Annotated in this window: 16 protein-coding genes; 14 read left to right on the top strand and 2 right to left on the bottom strand. The window is 74.4% G+C overall.

Annotated features, from left to right (window positions below; translation table 11 throughout):
* Positions 1 to 50 precede the first annotated feature (50 nt).
* The 10 genes from AB0O53_RS29240 to AB0O53_RS29195 all read left to right on the top strand — a co-directional run bounded on the left by AB0O53_RS29240 (position 51) and on the right by AB0O53_RS29195 (position 10,868).
* Positions 51 to 2,756, top strand: a complete 2,706-nt coding sequence (locus AB0O53_RS29240; protein ID WP_365199609.1) for a DUF6777 domain-containing protein — start codon at positions 51 to 53, stop codon at positions 2,754 to 2,756.
* A 260-nt stretch (positions 2,757 to 3,016) separates the two neighbouring features.
* Entirely contained in the window at positions 3,017 to 3,499 is a 483-nt protein-coding gene (locus AB0O53_RS29235; protein WP_365199608.1) for a hypothetical protein, read from the top strand.
* A gap of 88 nt (positions 3,500 to 3,587) precedes the next feature.
* Positions 3,588 to 4,013: an ATP-binding protein gene (locus AB0O53_RS29230; protein WP_350997319.1), complete on the top strand. Its 426-nt coding sequence runs from the start codon at positions 3,588 to 3,590 to the stop codon at positions 4,011 to 4,013.
* A gap of 335 nt (positions 4,014 to 4,348) precedes the next feature.
* Complete coding sequence (sigK, locus tag AB0O53_RS29225; protein WP_350997316.1) at positions 4,349 to 4,951, top strand: ECF RNA polymerase sigma factor SigK; 603 nt, start codon at positions 4,349 to 4,351, stop codon at positions 4,949 to 4,951.
* Entirely contained in the window at positions 4,948 to 5,700 is a 753-nt protein-coding gene (locus AB0O53_RS29220) for an anti-sigma factor (protein WP_365199604.1), read from the top strand. Before sigK ends, AB0O53_RS29220 begins: the two co-directional genes overlap by 4 nt.
* Before the next feature lie 123 nt (positions 5,701 to 5,823).
* Positions 5,824 to 7,083, top strand: a complete 1,260-nt coding sequence (locus tag AB0O53_RS29215) for an NAD(P)/FAD-dependent oxidoreductase (RefSeq protein WP_350997311.1) — start codon at positions 5,824 to 5,826, stop codon at positions 7,081 to 7,083.
* Positions 7,077 to 7,826, top strand: coding sequence for a DUF1365 domain-containing protein (locus tag AB0O53_RS29210; RefSeq protein WP_435886690.1), 750 nt, complete (start codon positions 7,077 to 7,079; stop codon positions 7,824 to 7,826). Before AB0O53_RS29215 ends, AB0O53_RS29210 begins: the two co-directional genes overlap by 7 nt.
* Positions 7,827 to 7,861: 35 nt before the next feature.
* On the top strand, positions 7,862 to 9,202 hold the full coding sequence (locus AB0O53_RS29205) for a class I SAM-dependent methyltransferase (protein WP_434094449.1): 1,341 nt from the start codon (positions 7,862 to 7,864) through the stop codon (positions 9,200 to 9,202).
* Between the two features lie 43 nt (positions 9,203 to 9,245).
* Entirely contained in the window at positions 9,246 to 10,067 is an 822-nt protein-coding gene (locus AB0O53_RS29200) for a DUF1295 domain-containing protein (RefSeq protein WP_365199597.1), read from the top strand.
* 63 nt (positions 10,068 to 10,130) lie between these two features.
* A complete protein-coding gene (locus tag AB0O53_RS29195) occupies positions 10,131 to 10,868 on the top strand; it encodes an alpha/beta fold hydrolase (protein ID WP_403140261.1) in 738 nt (245 codons plus the stop codon).
* On the opposite strand, the gene AB0O53_RS29190 is transcribed toward AB0O53_RS29195, so the two are convergent.
* Positions 10,869 to 12,992: an MMPL family transporter gene (locus AB0O53_RS29190; protein ID WP_365199592.1), complete on the bottom strand. Its 2,124-nt coding sequence runs from the start codon at positions 12,990 to 12,992 to the stop codon at positions 10,869 to 10,871.
* 270 nt (positions 12,993 to 13,262) lie between these two features.
* On the opposite strand from AB0O53_RS29190, the gene AB0O53_RS29185 reads away from it, so the two are divergent.
* From AB0O53_RS29185 to AB0O53_RS29175, 3 genes are all read left to right on the top strand, one after another.
* Entirely contained in the window at positions 13,263 to 13,877 is a 615-nt protein-coding gene (locus AB0O53_RS29185) for a dihydrofolate reductase family protein (RefSeq protein WP_365199590.1), read from the top strand.
* 3 nt (positions 13,878 to 13,880) lie between these two features.
* Positions 13,881 to 15,164: a ClC family H(+)/Cl(-) exchange transporter gene (locus tag AB0O53_RS29180; protein ID WP_365199587.1), complete on the top strand. Its 1,284-nt coding sequence runs from the start codon at positions 13,881 to 13,883 to the stop codon at positions 15,162 to 15,164.
* A gap of 81 nt (positions 15,165 to 15,245) precedes the next feature.
* The gene (locus tag AB0O53_RS29175; protein WP_365199584.1) at positions 15,246 to 15,761 is read left to right on the top strand and encodes an SRPBCC family protein; all 516 of its coding nucleotides are present in this window, start codon (positions 15,246 to 15,248) and stop codon (positions 15,759 to 15,761) included.
* Between the two features lie 25 nt (positions 15,762 to 15,786).
* Here the strand turns inward: AB0O53_RS29175 and AB0O53_RS29170 are convergent, their stop codons facing one another.
* On the bottom strand, positions 15,787 to 16,332 hold the full coding sequence (locus tag AB0O53_RS29170; protein WP_350997286.1) for a hypothetical protein: 546 nt from the start codon (positions 16,330 to 16,332) through the stop codon (positions 15,787 to 15,789).
* A gap of 299 nt (positions 16,333 to 16,631) precedes the next feature.
* On the opposite strand from AB0O53_RS29170, the gene AB0O53_RS29165 reads away from it, so the two are divergent.
* Positions 16,632 to 17,033 (top strand): cofilin family protein, encoded by a 402-nt coding sequence (locus AB0O53_RS29165; RefSeq protein ID WP_365199582.1) that lies wholly within the window; start codon positions 16,632 to 16,634, stop codon positions 17,031 to 17,033.
* Positions 17,034 to 17,107: the final 74 nt, after the last annotated feature.

Raw genomic sequence — 17,107 nt, 5'->3', positions numbered from 1 at the left:
ACAGCGGGGACGGAGGGCGCCCGAAGAGTCGCTGGAGGTCGCGCAGGACCGTGGTCAGCGCGAGCACGGCGGCGGTCGTCGTCTCGGCGGTGGTCCTCGGCTTCACCGTGCTGGGCGGCAACACCGCGGCCGGCGGCGAGGTCTTCCTGGAGGCCGCCGCGGCGGCCGGGCCCGATCCGTTCACCCCCTCGACGGCCACGGGGCCCGAGGAGCCCGTCGCTCCGCCCGAGAGCACCGGCACGGTGCAGGGCGGTACGAGCGGCGCGCGCACCCTGGAGGTCGACGGCGGCCACCCCGGGCTCTACGGGGGCACCCGCAACATCGCGAGCTGCGACGTGGAGAAGCAGATCAAGTTCCTCACGGAGCACACGGACAAGGGGAACGCCTTCGCCACCGCGGTGGGCGTCCGGCCGGCCGGGGTCCCCGCCTACCTGCGCTCGCTCACGCCGGTCCGGCTGGGCTGGGACACCCGGGTCACCAACCACGGGTACAAGGACGACGCCCCGACCGGCTACCAGGCGATCCTGCAGGCCGGTACGTCCGTACTGGTCGACGGTCACGGTGTGCCGCGGGTCCGGTGCGCGTGCGGCAATCCCCTGACGCCGCCGGTCGCGGTCCAGGGGAAGGCCCGGCTCAGCGGCAAGGAGTGGTCCTCGTTCCGCTCCGCCGAGCTGGTGGCGGTCAAACCGGCCGCGAAGCCGGTGAAGGCCGTCACGGTCTTCGACCGGGACCGCAAGGCGTGGTACGAGCGCCCGAGCGGGGCGGCGCGTGGACGGGCCGACCGCGAGGTCGAACCGCCGCCGGGCCGGCCGGCCGGGTCGCCGTACCCGGCCCTGCCGCCGGCCCATCAGGGTTCGGTCCGCACGAACCCGGCCACCGACACGGAGCAGCGGAATCCGGAGGTCCCCGGCCCCGCCCGCGAGCCCGTGGGAGGCCCCCGGAAGCAGCCCGGCAAGGAGCCGCGGAAGAACCCTGCGGAGGAGTCCGGCAGGGTTCCGGACCAGGCCCCCGCGAAGGAGTTGGACAGCGACCGGGGCCACGAGCCGGCGAACGTGCCGGGGGCGGCACCGGACAAGGTCCCTGACCAGAAGCCGAGGAAGAAGCCGCAGGAACCCGGCGCGGGCGGCGGCAAGGACCCGGGCAAGGCCCCTGGCACGGTCCCGGAGAAGGCGCCGGGCCAGGAGCCGGATCCGGCCCGGGGCAAGGACCCGGGGAAGCTGCCCGAGCCGGTCCCCGGCAAGGAGCCGGGAAAGGCGCCGGACGGGGAGTCGGATCCGGCCGGGGGCAAGGAGCCGGGGAAGGCTCCCGGAACGGCCCCGGGGAAGGCGCCGGGGAACGTGCCGGACAAGGAGCCGGGGAAGGTGCCGGACAAGGAACCGGGGAAGGCTCCCGGGACCGCCCCCGGCCAGGAGCCGGGCACGGGCCAGGGGAAGGTCCCCGGTGATGTGCCCGGCAAGGAGCCCGGCACGGGTCAGGGCGAGGAGCCGGGAAAAGCACCGACGACGGTGCCTGAGAAGGGCAAGGACTCGGGGAAGGCACCCGAGCCGGTTCCGGGAAAGGAGCCGGGAAGGGTGCCGGACGGGGAGTCGGATCCCGGCCGGGGCAAGGACCCGGGGACACCTGAGACCGTCCCCGGCAAGGAGCCGGGCACGGGCCGGGGCAAGGAACCTGCGAAGGAGCCGGGCACGGGCCAGGGGAAGCGTCCCGGCGATGTGCCGGGCAAGGAGTCAGGCAGGGGGCAGAGCGAGCAGCCGGGAAAAGCGCCGGCGACGGTGCCTGAGAAGGGCACGGGCCAGGTGCCGGAGACCCGCCCGGGCGAGGAGCCGGGGTCGGTGCCGCACGAGCCTGGCGGGCAGCCGGACAAGGTGCCGGGCCAGGAAACCGGCGAGAGCACCCGCAAGGTGCCGGGTCAGGGCGAGCCCCCCGAGAAAGCGCCGGGACAGGAGCAGGGGTCGGGCAACGGGTCGGGCCGGGCCCCCGGGACGGTCCCCCACCAGCCTGGTGGCACGACGGACAAGGGCCCGGACCGGGAGGCCGGCGAGAGTTCGGGCAAGGCGCCCGGCCAGGGAAAGGGCAACGGCACCGGCAAGGTGCCGGGAGGGGAGCCGGGCAACGGCTCCGGCCAGGGCCAAGGAACCGGCCAAGGGACCGGCCAGGGGCCGGACAAGGGAACGGGGAAGGCTCCGGGCCAGAACTCCCGGCAGGAGACGGGCCGGGGTACCGGCCACGGCACGGGCGAGGGTTCCGGTCAGGGTACGGGCAAGGCTCCCCGCGGGGGTTCCGGGCAGGGCACGGGCCAGGCCCCCGGCCGGCAGCCCGCCCCGCGCACGGGCAGCGCTACGGGACAGGGATCCGGTCAGGGCAACGGCACGACTCCCGGGCAGGGTTCCGGCCAGGGCAGCGGCAAGGTGCCGGGGCAGGGCACGGGTACGAGGTCCCACCAGGGCGCGGTCCAGGGGACAGGCCAGGGCACCGGCACCGGCACAGGCACAGGCACTGGCACCGGCAAGGCGCCCCGGCAGGGATCGGGCACCGGCAACGGCGTCCAGCCCGGGGAACAGGCCTCCGGCGAAGGGACCGGGCACCGGCAGTCCGGTACGGACGGCCGCGGCGGGGAGCCGGGGTCCGGGCGGGAGTCCGGTTCCCTGCCGCGGAACGAGCGGGTTCAGGAAGCCCCCGACCAGGGGCCCGCGCAGAGCCGGTCGGGCCACTCCGGCGGTTCGGGGAGCCGGGAGGACGAGCCGTTGCTCAGGTAGCCCACCCGATGCGGCAGCCAAGGCCGCACCCATACCCGGACCCGGACCCGAACTCCGAACCGGCGCCGAGCGCGAGACGGTCCGGACAGGGTCGACAGGGTTCACGGCACGCACTCCGAAGGGAGAGAGATATGACGTTCTGACGCTCTTGCCAATCCTTCACTCCGTTCGTCACGAATCTGTGGTGACGCTCCAGATGGTGAAGGAGCAGACGAAGCCGAATGCTTGACGAACCTGATGAAAGGGAGGAGGTGAGCCCGATGACCGCAACACGGCACATGAGGCGCCTGGTCGTCGGAGCCGCGTCCGCAGGACTGCTGGCCGGTGGCTCACTGCTGGGCCTGTCCGGCACGGCGAGCGCCGCCCCCGCGGCAGCCCCGGCGACGGCGAACTCCGCGCTCACCAGCGACCGTGACAACGACCGCGATCGAAACCGCGACCGCGACTGGAACCGCGACCGCAAGCATGACCGGGACAACCGGGACAACCGGCACGACCGCTGGGACCGTCGTCACCACGACCGGTGCACCTGGGTCAAGGGCCACTGGACGACCCACAAGTGGAGCAAGGGCCACTGGGAACGCACGTGGCACCAGGGCACCTGGCACGAGGGTTACCGCGACCACCACGGCAAGTGGCACGACGGCTGGTGGAGCAAGGGCTACTGGAAGCAGCACTGGGTCCCCGGCCACGCGGTGAACCACTGGGTCCCCGGGCACTGGAACTGCCACGACAAGTGGTAGCACCGGCCGGGGAGCGGCGGGGGTCCCGGGGGCAGCGCCCCGGGACCCCCGCCGATCCGCCCTCCGCGATCAGGAACCAGGAAGCGTCATGGACACCGCACTCGCCACCGCACCCCTCACGCGGCCGTCAACGGTGCACCACCCCCTGCCACCAGGGCCGCAGGCCGCACGGGAGGCCCGCCGCATGGCTGCGTGGCTGCTCGCCGTCCACCCCGTGGCCTGCCCGCACGACACCGCCGAGGACATCCTCGTCATCGTCTCCGAGCTGACCGCCAACGCCGTCCAGCACGCCCCGCCGCCCTACGCGCTCACCCTCAGCGTGGAATCGGGCCGGGCCGGCATCGCCCTCAGCGACGCCTCCCCGTCACTGCCCCGGCGGCACGAGAGCCGCGGCCGCCTCGCCACCCGCGGGCGCGGGCTGGAGATCATCCGCGCCCTCGGCGCCGAACTCTTCGTCAGCCCCGCACCCCTCGGCAAGCAGGTCATCGCGGTGGTCACCTGGCCCGCGCACTGAGCCGTGGCACGGGCGGGGGAGGGTACGCCACCGAACCGCCCGCCCGACAGCGCCGACACGTTCATCTGCTGCTTTTGCCAAATGTCGGGCCATCCGTACGCGCGTCCGCTACGAAGAACCCGAAGAAGCGGTCGGACAGCACACCCCACACACCCCACACAGCACACCCCACCTCCCCCCACTCACACACCCACAGCACACCCCGCACGACACGGCCCCGTGCCGCGGACGAGACCACGGACAAGGACAAGGACCACCATGCGATGGACACCCCGCCCCCGGACGGCCGGCACCGGCTGCCCCTTCGCCTTGTCGCCCCGGCCGGAGCCCGCCCGGTGAACCAACCAATCCCGTTCGGGCCGGGCCGCTCCGGCAGGGCGAGTCATGCCGGCCGCAGCGACCTCGCCGAGGTCATGGACAAGGTCGCCCACGGAGACAAACAGGCCTTCTCCTCCCTCTACGACGCCCTCGCGCCCATGGTCTTCGGCATCGTCGTCCGCGTCGTGCGCGACCGGTCCCAGTCGGAGGAGGTCGCCCAGGAGGTCATGATCGACCTGTGGCGGCAGGCCGCCCGCTACCGGCCCGGCCAGGGCAGCGTCGCCGCCTGGGCGGCGACCATCGCCCACCGGCGGGCCGTGGACCGGGTCCGCTCCGCCCAGGCGTCCGCCGACCGGGAACAGGCCCAGGCCGCCCGCGAGCACCAGACGGCCTTCGACGAGGTCGCCGAGCAGGTCGAGACCCGTCTGGAGAGCGAGCAGGTACGCCGGTGCATGCGCGGCCTGACCGAACTCCAGCGCCAGGCCGTGACGCTGGCCTACTACCGTGGCCTGACCTACCGTGAGGTCGCCGAAGCCCTGCGCACACCGCTGCCCACCATCAAGACACGCATGCGCGACGGGCTCATCCGGCTCCGCGACTGCATGGGGGTGACCACATGAAGCAACACCACACCGACGTCCACACCCTCGCCGCCGCCTACGCCCTCAACGCCCTGGACCCCGCCGAGCGCGTGGCGTTCGCCGACCACCTGCCGCACTGCCAGGCGTGCCGTGAGGAGGTCGCGGAGTTCGAGGCCACCGCCGCACGCCTGGCGGACGCCGCCGCCCAGACCCCGCCGCCGGCGATGAAGCAGCACGTCATGGCCGCCGTCGACGGTGTCCGCCAGCTGCCGCCGCGGGTCACCGGCTCCGCGCCGACCGCCGGCTTCGGCAGCGCCCTGCGCCGCCGGGCCGTCCCCCTCGCACTGGCCGCCAGTGTGGTCGCGGCCGCGTCGTTCGCGGGCGTCGCCGCCTGGCAGAACCAGCAGAGCGAGCAGTACCAGCAGCGGGCGATCCGGGCCGAGCAGCGCCTCGACGACGTCAGCGCCGTCCTGGCCGCACCCGACGCCCGTACGGTGCACGGCCGGGCCAGCAACGGAGCGGCCACCACGGTCGTCGCCTCCGAACGCCAGAACAGGGCCGCCTTCACCGCCGCCGGGCTGCCCGCTCCCGCTCCCGGCACGACCTACCAGCTGTGGCTCGACCACGACGGCACCATGCGGCCGGCCGGGTTCATCCACCAGGACGGCACCGTCCTCATCGACGGGGACACCGCCGGAGCCGGCGCCGTCGGTCTCACCCTCGAACCCGCCGGAGGCTCCCGCCGCCCCACCACCGCCCCCCTCCTCCTGATGGCCCTGCCCACCTGAGAACGGCCCGTCCCCGACCGCATCGCACCGCGATCCCACCGCCACCAATCCACCCGCCCGTCCGCTGCGAAGTACGGGTGAGCGACCGCATCCGGCGGCGCGTCGAGTGGCGGGAGTGCCGAGGTGGAAGACCGGAAAGCAGCGGTGGTCGGAGCCGGGATCGCGGGCCTGACGGCCGCCCACGTCCTGGCGCGCTCGTACGAGGTCACCCTCTACGAGGCCGACGTCCGACTCGGCGGCCATGCCCACACCCATGAGCTGTCCGGCCCGGACGGGCGGCCCATGGGTGTGGACTCGGGGTTCATCGTCCACAACGAGAGCACCTACCCGAACCTGCTGCGGCTCTTCCGCGAGCTGGGGATCGCCACCCAGGACGCCGAGATGAGCATGTCCGTACGGTGCGACGGCTGCGGGCTGGAGTACGCGGGCGCCCGCGGCCCGGCCGCACTGTTCACCGGACGGGCGGCGCTGCGGGGCCGCTACCTGCACCTGCTCGCGCAGGTGCCGGTCTTCCACCGCAAGGCCCGGCGGCTGCTCGCCGACCCGCCCTCCCACCACGTCACCCTGGGCGACTTCCTCCGCGAGGGCGGCTTCTCCCCGTACTTCGTCAGCCACTTCGCCCTCCCCCTGGTCTCCGCGGTGTGGTCGTGCCCCGCACGCACCGCGCTGTCCTACCCGGCCGCCCACCTCTTCACCTTCCTCCACCACCACGGCCTCCTGTCGGTCACGGGCTCCCCGCAGTGGAAGACCGTCACCGGCGGCTCCGCCACCTACGTCGACGCCGTGGCCAAGAGCGTGCACCGCGTCCGTACCTCCAGCCCCGTCGAAGCGGTGGCGCGGACCGCCCGCGGGGCGCGCGTCACCACCGGCGACGGCGCCACCGACACCTACGACGCCGTCGTCATCGCCACCCACCCCGACCAGGCCCTCCGCCTCCTCGCCGACCCCACCCCGGACGAGCGCAGGCTCCTGGGCGCCTTCACCTACGAGCCCAACCCCACGGTCCTGCACACCGACACCCGCCTCCTGCCCCGCTCTCCCCGCGCCCGCGCCTGCTGGAACTACCACCTGCCGACCTGCGACCCCTCCGCCGAAGCCGTCCGCGTCAGCTACGACATGCGACGCCTGCAGAACCTGCCCGAGGGCGCCGACTACGTGGTGAGCCTGGGCGCCGACGACCGCGTGGACGCCCGCCGAGTGGTGCGCCGCATGCTCTACGAGCACCCCGTCTACACCCCCGCCTCGGTCGCCGCGCAGAAGGAACTGCCGCGTCTGAACACCGGCGTGACCGCCTACGCCGGAGCGTGGCACGGCTGGGGCTTCCACGAGGACGGCTGCCGCTCCGGTGCGGCGGCCGCGCGCGCCCTGGGGGTGCTCTGGTGACCGGGGAGGCGGCGCCCTCCGCCGCGCTGTACGAGTGCCTGGTCGTCCACACCCGTACCGCGCCGGTGCGCCACGACGTCCGGCACCGCACCTACCTGTGGTGCGTGGACCTCGACCGGCTGCCGGTCCTGCCCCGCGCGCTGCGCCCGCTCGCCCGGTTCGACCCGCGTGACCACTTCGCGGGCCGCGCCCCCACCATCCGTGCCGGCCTGGAGGAGTTCCTCGCCACCCGCGACATAGACATCGCGGGCGGGCGCGTGGTGATGCTCGCCCACGCCCGCGTCTTCGGGTTCGTCTTCAACCCCCTCAGCGTCTACTGGTGCCACGACGCGTCCGGGGCCCTGGTGTGCGTCGTGGCAGAGGTCCACAACACCTACGGGCAGCGGCACTGCTACCTGCTGCACCCGGACGCCGGCGGCGGGACGAGGGCCGAGAAGCGGTTCTACGTCTCGCCGTTCTTCCCGGTCGAGGGCCACTACCGGATGCGCCTGCCGCTCCCCGGGGAACGCCTCGACCTGACGGTCCACCTCGACACCGAGGCCGGCCGGCCGTTCACCGCCACCGTGCGGGGACGCGCCCGCCCCGCCACGCCCCGCGCCCTCCTGCGGGCCGCCGCCCGCAGGCCCTGGTCGACCGCCGCCGTCTGGGCCGGGATCCGCCTCCACGGCGTCCGCCTGCTGCTGCGCGGCCTGCCCGTACAGCCCCGCCCCCGGCACACCCCGCAGAAGGGAATGGTTCCGTGACCCGCCAGGCCACCACGACCACCACGACGACCGCGATGACCACGACGACGACGGCCACCACGACAGACCACCAGCCGCGCAGGCCCGGCGACCGGGCGCTGCCGCCGGACTCCCGGCCCCGGACCTCCGCCCGCGCCACCGGGTCCCCCGAGCGGGCGGACCCCGCGCGCTGGCCGGACGTGGCCCGGCCGCCGGCCGCGAGCCCCGCCCGGACCGCCGTCGCCGCACACCTGGTGGGCGGAGCCTTCAAGAGGCTCCCCCTGGACGTACGCGACCACACCGCAACCGAAACCGGCACCACCCGCCGCCCGGACATCACCCTCCACGACCCCGACGCCTTCTACCGGCGCATCGGCCGCGACGGCCTGATCGGCTTCGGGGAGTCCTACATGGCCGGCGAATGGGACAGCGACGACCTGCCCGGCCTGCTGACCGTCCTCGCCACGCACGTCGACGACCTGGTCCCGGCCCCGCTGCGCGGCCTGCGGGCGCTGTGGGTGTCCGCCCGCCCCGGCCGCGACCGCAACACCCGCCACGGCGCACGCGAGAACATCCACCGCCACTACGACCTGTCCAACGACCTGTTCGCGACCTTCCTCGACCCGACCCTCAGCTACTCCTCCGCCGTCTTCACCGGCTTCCCCGCCCGGTTCGAGGACCTCCCCGCCGCCCAGCACCGCAAGATCGACCGCCTCCTCGACCTCGCGCACGTCACGGACGGCACCGAACTGCTGGAGATCGGCACCGGCTGGGGAGAGCTCGCGCTGCGCGCCGCAGCCCGCGGCGCCCGCGTCACCACCCTCACCCTCTCCACCGAACAGGCAGAACTCGCCCGCGCCCGGATCGACGCCGCCGGGCTCGGCGACCGCGTCGACGTCCGGCTGTGCGACTACCGTGACGCCGAGGGACGGTACGACGCCGTGGTCAGCGTCGAGATGATCGAGGCCGTCGGCGCCGAGTACTGGCCCTCCTACTTCGCCGCCCTGCGCCGCGCGCTCCGCCCCGGCGGGCGCGTCGCCCTCCAGGCCATCACCATGGGACACCGGCAGATGCTCAACACCGCCGCCACGCACACGTGGATCAGCAAGTACGTCTTCCCCGGCGGCCTGATCCCCTCCCGCCGCGCCATCACCGAGCACGCGGCGGAGGCCGGCCTGCGCACCGAGTCCGACCTGGGCTTCGCCGAGCACTACGCGCAGACCCTGCGGCTGTGGCGCGAACGGTTCACCGCGAGCCACCGGACCGTCTCCGACCTGGGCTTCGACACCGTCTTCCAGCGGCTCTGGGAGTTCTACCTGGCCTACTCGGAAGCCGGGTTCCGCTCCCGCTACCTGGACGTCCGCCAGATCGTCCTCACCGACGGGATCCCGCGATGAGACGCGCCGGGCAGGCTGCCGCCGCCTCCACCGGGGAGGGGACGTGAACGGCACGGCCTGGGCCGCCCTCGCCGTCAACCTCGCGGTCGCCGCGGCCGTCTCCACGGCCGTACTGCTCGTCGCGTTCGCCGTCGGAACGCGCCTGCGCATGCACCGCGTCGTCGACATCGCCTGGGGAGTCGCCTTCAGTGCCGTCGCCACCACCGGCTACCTGCTCTCCGCCGGACACGGAGACCCGGAAAGGCGGCTGCTGGTCGCCGCGGCGACCGTCGTGTGGGGGCTGCGGCTGTCGGCCCACATCGCATGGCGCTCCCGCGGCCACGGGGAGGACGCGCGCTACACCGCGCTCCTCGACAAAGCGCCCGGGAACCGGACCTGGTACGCGCTGCGCACCGTCTACCTCCTCCAGGCCGCCCTGGTCTGGCTGATCTCGCTGCCCGTCCAGGTGGCCTCGTACGCGGCCGCGCCGGTGGGGATCCTCGGTGTGCTCGGGCTGCTCGTGTGGGCCGCGGGACTCGGCTTCGAGGCCGTGGGCGACCGGCAGCTTGCCCGGTTCAAGGAGGACCCCGCCAACCGGGGCCGCATCATGGACCGAGGCCTGTGGGGCTGGACCCGTCATCCCAACTACTTCGGCGACAGCCTCGTCTGGTGGGGCCTGTACCTGCTGGCCTGCACCAGCTGGCCCACCGCCCTCCTGAGCCTGGTCTCCCCGGTCGTCATGACGCTGCTGCTGACCGTCGGCAGCGGAAAACGCCTGCTGGAGAAGCACATGGCCGGCCGCCCCGGCTACGCGGAGTACGCCGCCCGCACGAGCGGGTTCCTCCCGCTCCCACCCCGCCGCCACCCCTCGGAACACAGGAGTTGATGTGTGAACCCGTCACCCGACGCCGTCGACGACCGAGGCGGGGACACGGACCGGGAGCCGCCCGTGCGGGCCGCCCTGGTCCCCGCCCGCGGGCACCGGCTCTCGCAGCGGGCGACCGCCGCCGTCCTGCTGCTCCACGGCGGCCGGGCGGACGCCCTGAGCCCGCCTCCCCGGCTGAACCTGCCCGCCCTGCGCATGCGGCCGTTCGCCGCCGCCGTCACGCGCGCCACCACCGACTCCGACGTGCTCGTCGCCCACGTCCGCTACCGGTACCGGGGCTGGAACGGCCGGCACGCGCATCCCGTCGCCGATGTCCGCCGCGCCCTGGACGAGCTCCGCGCCGTCGCCGGACCGATACCCGTCGTCCTCGTCGGGCACTCCATGGGCGGCCGCGCCGCCCTGCGCGCCGCCGAGGACCCGCAGGTCACGGGGGTCGTCGCACTCGCCCCCTGGTGCCCGCCGGGCGAACCCGCCGCCCATCTGCGCGCACGGGCGGTCGTCGCCCTCCACGACGAGCACGACCGTGTCACCCGGGCGGCGGACACCTGGGCCTACCTCGCACGCGCCCGGAGGGCCGAGGCCCGGGTGCGCGGCATCAGGATGCCCCGCGGCGGCCACGCCATGATCGGCGACGCCGGGATGTGGCACCGGATCGCGGCGGGAGCCGCCGCGGCGCTCCTCGGACTCGCCCCGTTCCCCGGCGGCCTCCAGGACTCCGCCGACCCCGCTGGGCCGGAAGGCCCCGAAGGCACCGGGGGTCCCGAAGGCTCCGCCACCGGGACACCCGGGTCGGCGTGGTGATCACCCCGCCCGCGCCGCCGATGCGGTCCGCGGCCCGGCGCCCGTGCCCGGGCGGGACAGCGCGCTGGGCCACCAGGCGCGCGGGCCGATGTCGATGATCAGGGCCGGCACCAGCAGGGAACGCACGACGAGGGTGTCCAGCAGGACACCGAACGCGACGATGAAGGCGATCTGGACGAGGAAGGCCAGCGGGATCACCATCAGCGCGGCGAAGGTCGCGGCGAGGACCACGCCGGCGGAGGTGATGACGCCGCCCGTGGTCACGAGCCCCCGCAGCACGCCCTCACGGGTGCCCAGGGCGAGGGTCTCCTCGCGGACCCGGGACATCAGGAAGATGTTGTAGTCGACCCCCAGGGCCACCAGGAACACGAACCCGTACAGCGGTACGGACGCGTCGGTTCCGCTGAAGCCCAGCAGGTTCTCGAAGACGAGCGCGGAAACGCCCAGCGTGGCGAGGAAGTTCAGCGCGACCGTCGCCACCAGCAGGACGGGCACCAGCACGGACCGCAGGAGCGCGATCAGGATCAGCAGGATGATGCCGAGGACGACCGGCACGATCACGGTCCGGTCGCGGGCCGAGGTCTGCTGGGTGTCGAACTGCTGGGCGGTGTAACCCCCGACGAGCGCGTCGGCACCCGGCACCGCGTGCACGCGCTCGCGCAGCCGCTGGACCGTCCCCTTCGCGTCGTCGCTGTCCGCCGCCGCCTCCAGCGTGGCGTCCAGCCGCACGCGGCCGTCCACGACGAGCGGAGCCCCCGACCCCGGCCGGCCGCCGCCCGCGGTGACCGGTACGACCGCGGCGACGCCGTCCGTGCCCTCCGCGGCCGCCCGTACCTCGCCGGCCCGGTCGGCGTCGGCGATGACGACGGCCGGATTGCCCGAGCCGCCGGGGAAGTGCCGGGCGAGGGTCTGCTGCGCGCCGACCGAGGGCGCGTCGTTCACGAAGATCTCGTCCAGCGGCACCCCCTTGGACGACAGCGCGGGGGAGAAGCCGGCCAGCACCACCAGCAGGACCGAGGTGGAGACCCACACGCGGCGCGGCGACCGGTCGATCAGAGCGGCGACACGGCGCCACACGCGGTGCCCCTCGGCCGAGGCCTCGGCCGGGCGCGGTACGGCCGGCCAGTACGCGGTGCGGCCCAGCAGGACCAGGACGGCCGGCAGGAAGGTCAGCGAGCTCAGCAGCGCGCAGACGATGCCGATCGCGCCGACCGGCCCGAGCGCCCGGTTGTTTGTCAGGTCGCTCGCCAGCAGGGCCAGCAGCCCCAGGGCCACCGTCGCCGCACTGGCGGTGACCGCCCCGGCCGACCGGCGCACGGCGGCCAGCGCCGCGTCCGCCCGGTCGCCCCGTGCGACGAGTTCCTCGCGGAAGCGCGCCGCGACGAGCAGCGCGTAGTCGGTCGCGGCCCCGATCACCAGGATCGACAGGATCCCCTGGACCTGGCCGTCCACGCGGACGGCGCCCCGCGCCGCCAGGGCGTAGACCACCGCGCAGGCCAGACCCAGCGCGAACACCGCACTGATGATGATCACCAGGGGGAGCAGCACGCTGCGGTAGACCAGCAGCAGGATCAGCAGCACCGCCCCGAGGGCCACCCCCACCAGCAGCCCGTCGATCCCCGCGAACGCGTCGGACAGGTCCGCCTGGGTGGCCGCCGGGCCGGCGATCCCGACCGAGGTGCCCGGCACCTGCTGCGCCGCCTGCCGTACTTCGTCCAGGACCGCGGGGAGTTCCTCGCCCAGGTCGGGGGCGAGCGGCACGACGGCCTGCACGGCCAGCCCGTCGTCGGAGAGGACGGGCGGCGAGGGCGGGGCGGTGATCCCGGGCCGGCCGGCGAGCTCCCCGAGCGCCCGCGCGGCCGCCTCCTGCTGCCCGACGGTCACCCGGGCCCCGTTCGACGTCCACACCACGACGGCCGGGACGGACTGCGCCCCCTCGAAGGCCTTGCGGGCTTCGATGACCTTCGTCGACTCGGCGCTGCGCGGGAGGAACGCCGCCTGGTCGTTCGTGGCGACCTCGCGCAGCTTCCCCGCGTACGGTCCCAGCGTTCCGCCGATGCCGAGCCATACGAGCAGCAGCGCGAGCGGAACGATCCAGCGGGCCCAGCGCGGTGCGTTTCTCAATGAGGTTCCCTCGGCCGTGACGTGAGCGGTCGCACGAACGGAGTCCGTGCCGGGGGCGCCGGCAACGGCGTCCCCTCACCCGCACTTCCGGCCGGGGGACCCATCGGGTTGCACTTGTTCGCTCGCAATCCCGAGTCGCCGCTCACGGGCGCGTGACGCAGCCGCCGTGCGGGTGAATGCACCGGGAACCCGCCACCGGGTGCCCTTGGATGGGCCCGTACGCGGACGGTACGCCCCACACCCCCCGACGCCCGGACCCCGGAGAGCGGTATGCGGAAGATCAAGGCGCAGTTGTTCATGTCGCTCGACGGTGTCGTCGAGGCACCCGACCAGTGGCACTTCCCCTACTTCGACGAGGAGATGGGCGCCGCCGTCGACGCCACCCTCGGCCGGGCCGACACCCTGCTGCTCGGGCGCAGGACGTACGACAGCTTCGCCGGCGGCTGGCCGCAGCGGGAAGCGGCGGGCGGGGAGGACGCGCCGTTCGCCCGGGTGCTGGGCGACGCCCGCAAGATCGTGGTCTCGGACAGCCCGCTCGCCTTCACCTGGCGCAACTGCGAACAGCTCCGCGGCGACCTCGCCGCGGGGGTCGCCGCCCTGAAGGAGGAGCCGGGCACCGGCGCTCCCGTATGGATCAGCGGCTCGGTCTCCGTCGTACGCCAGTTGCTGGCCGCCGGGCTGCTCGACGAACTGAACCTCCTGCTGCACCCGATCGCCGTGCGCGGCGGCCTGCGCCTCTTCGAGCCGGACGCGGCCCCGGTGCCTCTGGAGCTGCTCTCCGCCGAGACCTTCCGGACCGGTGTGCTGAACCTCTTCTACGCCGTGGCCGCCGCACCCGGTGAGGGAACGTACGAGGACGCCAAGACCCACCTGCCCCGGCACTAGCGGATGTCTCCCGGGCGGAAGTGGGCAGACGGCCGTGCCTTCGCGGTCGCGGCGCTGGCGGGGTGCCTGGTCGGGCTGGTCGGCGGCGGCTTCCGCTGGTGCCTGGCACACGCCGACCTGCTGCGGGCCTCGGTCGTGGAGGCGTCCGCCGTGCTGGGCGGGGCCGGCCGGCTGATCCCCGTCGCCCTCACCGCGGTGGGCGCGGCAGTGGCCTGCGCGATCGCCCGGAGGGTCCCGCACGCCGCGGGCAGCGGGATCCAGCACGTGGAGGCCGTGTGGCGGCAGGAGGCCGAAGTCCGGTCGCCCTGGCTGCTGCCGGTGAAGTTCGTGGGCGGCCTCGTCGCGATCGGCTCGGGCCTGGTCCTGGGCCGGGAGGGGCCCATCGTCCACATGGGCGCCGCGATCGGGTCCGGGGCGGGCAGGCGCGGCCGGCTGGACGCCGAGGACGCCCGCATGCTGCACTCCGCGCTCGGCGGGGCGGGTCTGGCGGTGGCGTTCACCGCGCCGCTGGGCGGGCTGGTGTTCGTCTGCGAGGAGGTGACCGGTACGGTGCGGCCCCGCCTGGTGCTGCTGACCCTCGTCGGCACCGTCACGGCGGTGGCCGTCTCCCAGCCGATCGTGGGCGACGCCCCGGTCCTCGCCCTGCAGGCCGTCCCCGCCCCACCGCTGTGGATGCTGCCGGTGTTCCTGCTGTACGGGGTGAGCGCCGGGGCGCTGGGCGCCGCCTACAGCGCGCTGGTCGTCGGGACCCTGCGGGCGTGCGACCGGCTGACCCGGGTGCCCCTCGTGGTCCGGGCGGCCGCCATCGGGGCCCTGGTCGGCGCGCTCATGGCCTTCGACCCGCTCCTCACCGGCGGCGGCGACCAGCTGAGCGAGCGCCTGCTGGCGGGCGGGAGCCTGACCGCCGCCGCGCTGGCCGTCTGCCTCGCCGTACGGTTCGTGGCCGGCCCGCTCAGCTACGCGACCGCCACCCCCGGCGGGCTGTTCGCCCCGCTGCTGGCCCTGGGAGCCCTGTGGGGGACGCTCACCCACACGCTCGCCTCCCCGCTGCTGCCGGACGGCACGGCGGGTCCGGCCGCGTTCGCCGTGGTGGGGATGGCCGCCGTCTTCACCGGCGTGGTGCGGGCACCGCTCACCGGCATCGTCCTGGTGACGGAGATGACCGGGGCCGGCGGGCTGCTGCTGCCCCTGCTCACGGCCTGCTTCGCCGCGGCCGTGACGGCCGACCGGCTGGGCAGCCCGCCCGTCTACGACGCGCTGCGGCGCCGCATGCTGGAACGGGCCTGACGGATCGCGGTGCGCGCGGCGGGGGCGCCGGTGGGCGACGGGACGGCGAACGCTACCGTCGTGCTCCGAGGAGGGAGCCCCATGCCCCGCACGTTCAGCGTCCACGACACCGTCTTCGTCGCGGCCGACCCGTCGACGGTCTACCAGCACGTCTCCGACCCCGCTCTGATGGGCCGCTGGAGCCCGGAGAACCTGGGCGCCACCCCGGCCGAAGGACCCGGTACCGCGACCCGGGTCGGGATGGTCTTCGACGGCCGCAACAAGCGCGGACCGCTGCGCTGGACGACCCGCTGCACGGTCACGGCCGCCGACCCGGACCGGCTCTTCCGGTTCCGGGTCCACGCCATAGGCCTGCGCCGCCCGTGGCTCCCCGGCCCGATCGCCACGTGGGAGTACCGTTTCACCGCCGTGCCCGGCGGCACCGAGGTCACGGAGACGTGGACCGACGACCGCCGCCGCTGGCCCGACCCGGTGGCCCACGCGTTCGACAGGATCGCGACGAGCGGCCACACCTTCGCCGAGTTCCAGCGGAAGAACATCCGGACGACGCTGCGCAACCTCAAGTCGCACCTGGAGGCCCGCCCCACCGCTCCCTAGGGGAGGCCGCCCATCCGGAGCACGCTCACCCGGACAGCTCGGCCCGCCATTCCCTCGGCCACTGTCCGGGCGGCGGGGGAGCGCCCCCTATACCGAGGTCGCGCCGCGCGCTCTCGTAGAAGGCGTCGCGCGCCGCGCTCGCCAGCCTGTGCGCCCTGGTCCACATCTCGCCGTCGACCGAGTCCTCCCGTATCAGCAGCTGGATGGTCCAGATCGTCTCGTGCCAGCGCCGTGCCGCCGCGACCGTCGCCGCGTCCCCCACGAGGAGGACGGCCTCCCACTCCGTCGCACGGTGCGACTCGGCGTCGGCGAGCAGCGGCAGACCGTCCGCCGGTGCAAGCGGATCCACGACGTCCGAGTACCCGAGGGAGGCCCCGATGCGCTGGGTGAGGCGAAGCTGCGCCTTGAGGGCGTTGGCGTAACGGCCGTACGTCTCGAAGCGCTTCTCGTCCCAGCGCTCCTCCCGCTGCCGTGCCCATCTCCGGCGCTCGGTCAGCGTCTGCACGGCGTAGGAGCCGAGCGAACCGACCACGACGCCCACGAGCGCGGGCAGTTGATCGAGCAGTGCCACAGTCCCCCCTGAACCGAACGCCCGGTGCGGCAGGTCCGGCCCGCCGCGGCAGACAGCTCCCTACCCACTTTCGGTACCCGGCACGGCCGTTCGGCCGCCACCGTCCGCCCCGCGCCCGCCGCGCGTCGCGCGGGACCGCGTGCGGCCGGCCGGGTGACTTCTGCCCGCACCGCGGCCCGGTACGCCGCACCGCGCGTGCGTCGGCGTGAGGATGCACGGGCCGGTCGGCGTCGTCGGGGAGCACCACCGGCGGACCTCGCCGGAGCCCGGACCCGACCAGCACGGAGAACTGAGCCCCCATGAGCAGCGCGATCGGCCTGTCGGAGGGCAGCCTCGCCGCCGTCCACCACCTGAGGGAGCAGCGGGAGGTCAACACCGTGGTCCTCCGCCTCGCGGATCCCCCGGACTCCCTGGTCCCCGAGCTGGAGGGCAATCTGACGCACGACGAGCTGGTGCAGGGCATGCCCCCGCACGAGCCCCGGCTGGTCGTCCACGAACTCTCCTTCGCCAGCCCGGAGGGCACGCGCAGGAACGAGCTCCTGCTCATCCTCTGGATGCCGCCGGCGGCCGAGGAGCAGGAGGAGGCCTACACGGCCGGGTACGCCGCCCTGAAGGAGCACCTCGCCGACGTCCGCGTCCACCTCACCGCGCGGCGCGCGGACCAACTGGCGTACCGGAGGCTGGTCGCGCTGGCCGGCTGAGACGGCCCCGGCGGCCGCGGCCGGATCGGCAGGGGCCTGGTCGGTGGTGCCGGCACTCCGCTGTTTCATGATCA

The organism is Streptomyces erythrochromogenes, assembly GCF_040684695.1.
Taxonomy (GTDB): Bacteria; Actinomycetota; Actinomycetes; order Streptomycetales; family Streptomycetaceae; genus Streptomyces; species Streptomyces erythrochromogenes_C.
This window is presented reverse-complemented; position numbering and strand designations above follow the sequence as displayed.

What these genes read in the sequence shown, in the direction of transcription:
- AB0O53_RS29235 (WP_365199608.1), top strand. Translation starts at nt 3,017, where the DNA reads ATGACCGCAACACGGCACATGAGGCGCCTGGTCGTCGGAGCCGCGTCC.
- AB0O53_RS29230 (WP_350997319.1), top strand. Translation starts at nt 3,588, where the DNA reads ATGGACACCGCACTCGCCACCGCACCCCTCACGCGGCCGTCAACGGTG.
- AB0O53_RS29220 (WP_365199604.1), top strand. Translation starts at nt 4,948, where the DNA reads ATGAAGCAACACCACACCGACGTCCACACCCTCGCCGCCGCCTACGCC.
- AB0O53_RS29205 (WP_434094449.1), top strand. Translation starts at nt 7,862, where the DNA reads ATGACCACGACGACGACGGCCACCACGACAGACCACCAGCCGCGCAGG.
- AB0O53_RS29185 (WP_365199590.1), top strand. Translation starts at nt 13,263, where the DNA reads ATGCGGAAGATCAAGGCGCAGTTGTTCATGTCGCTCGACGGTGTCGTC.
- AB0O53_RS29180 (WP_365199587.1), top strand. Translation starts at nt 13,881, where the DNA reads ATGTCTCCCGGGCGGAAGTGGGCAGACGGCCGTGCCTTCGCGGTCGCG.
- AB0O53_RS29175 (WP_365199584.1), top strand. Translation starts at nt 15,246, where the DNA reads ATGCCCCGCACGTTCAGCGTCCACGACACCGTCTTCGTCGCGGCCGAC.
- AB0O53_RS29165 (WP_365199582.1), top strand. Translation starts at nt 16,632, where the DNA reads ATGAGCAGCGCGATCGGCCTGTCGGAGGGCAGCCTCGCCGCCGTCCAC.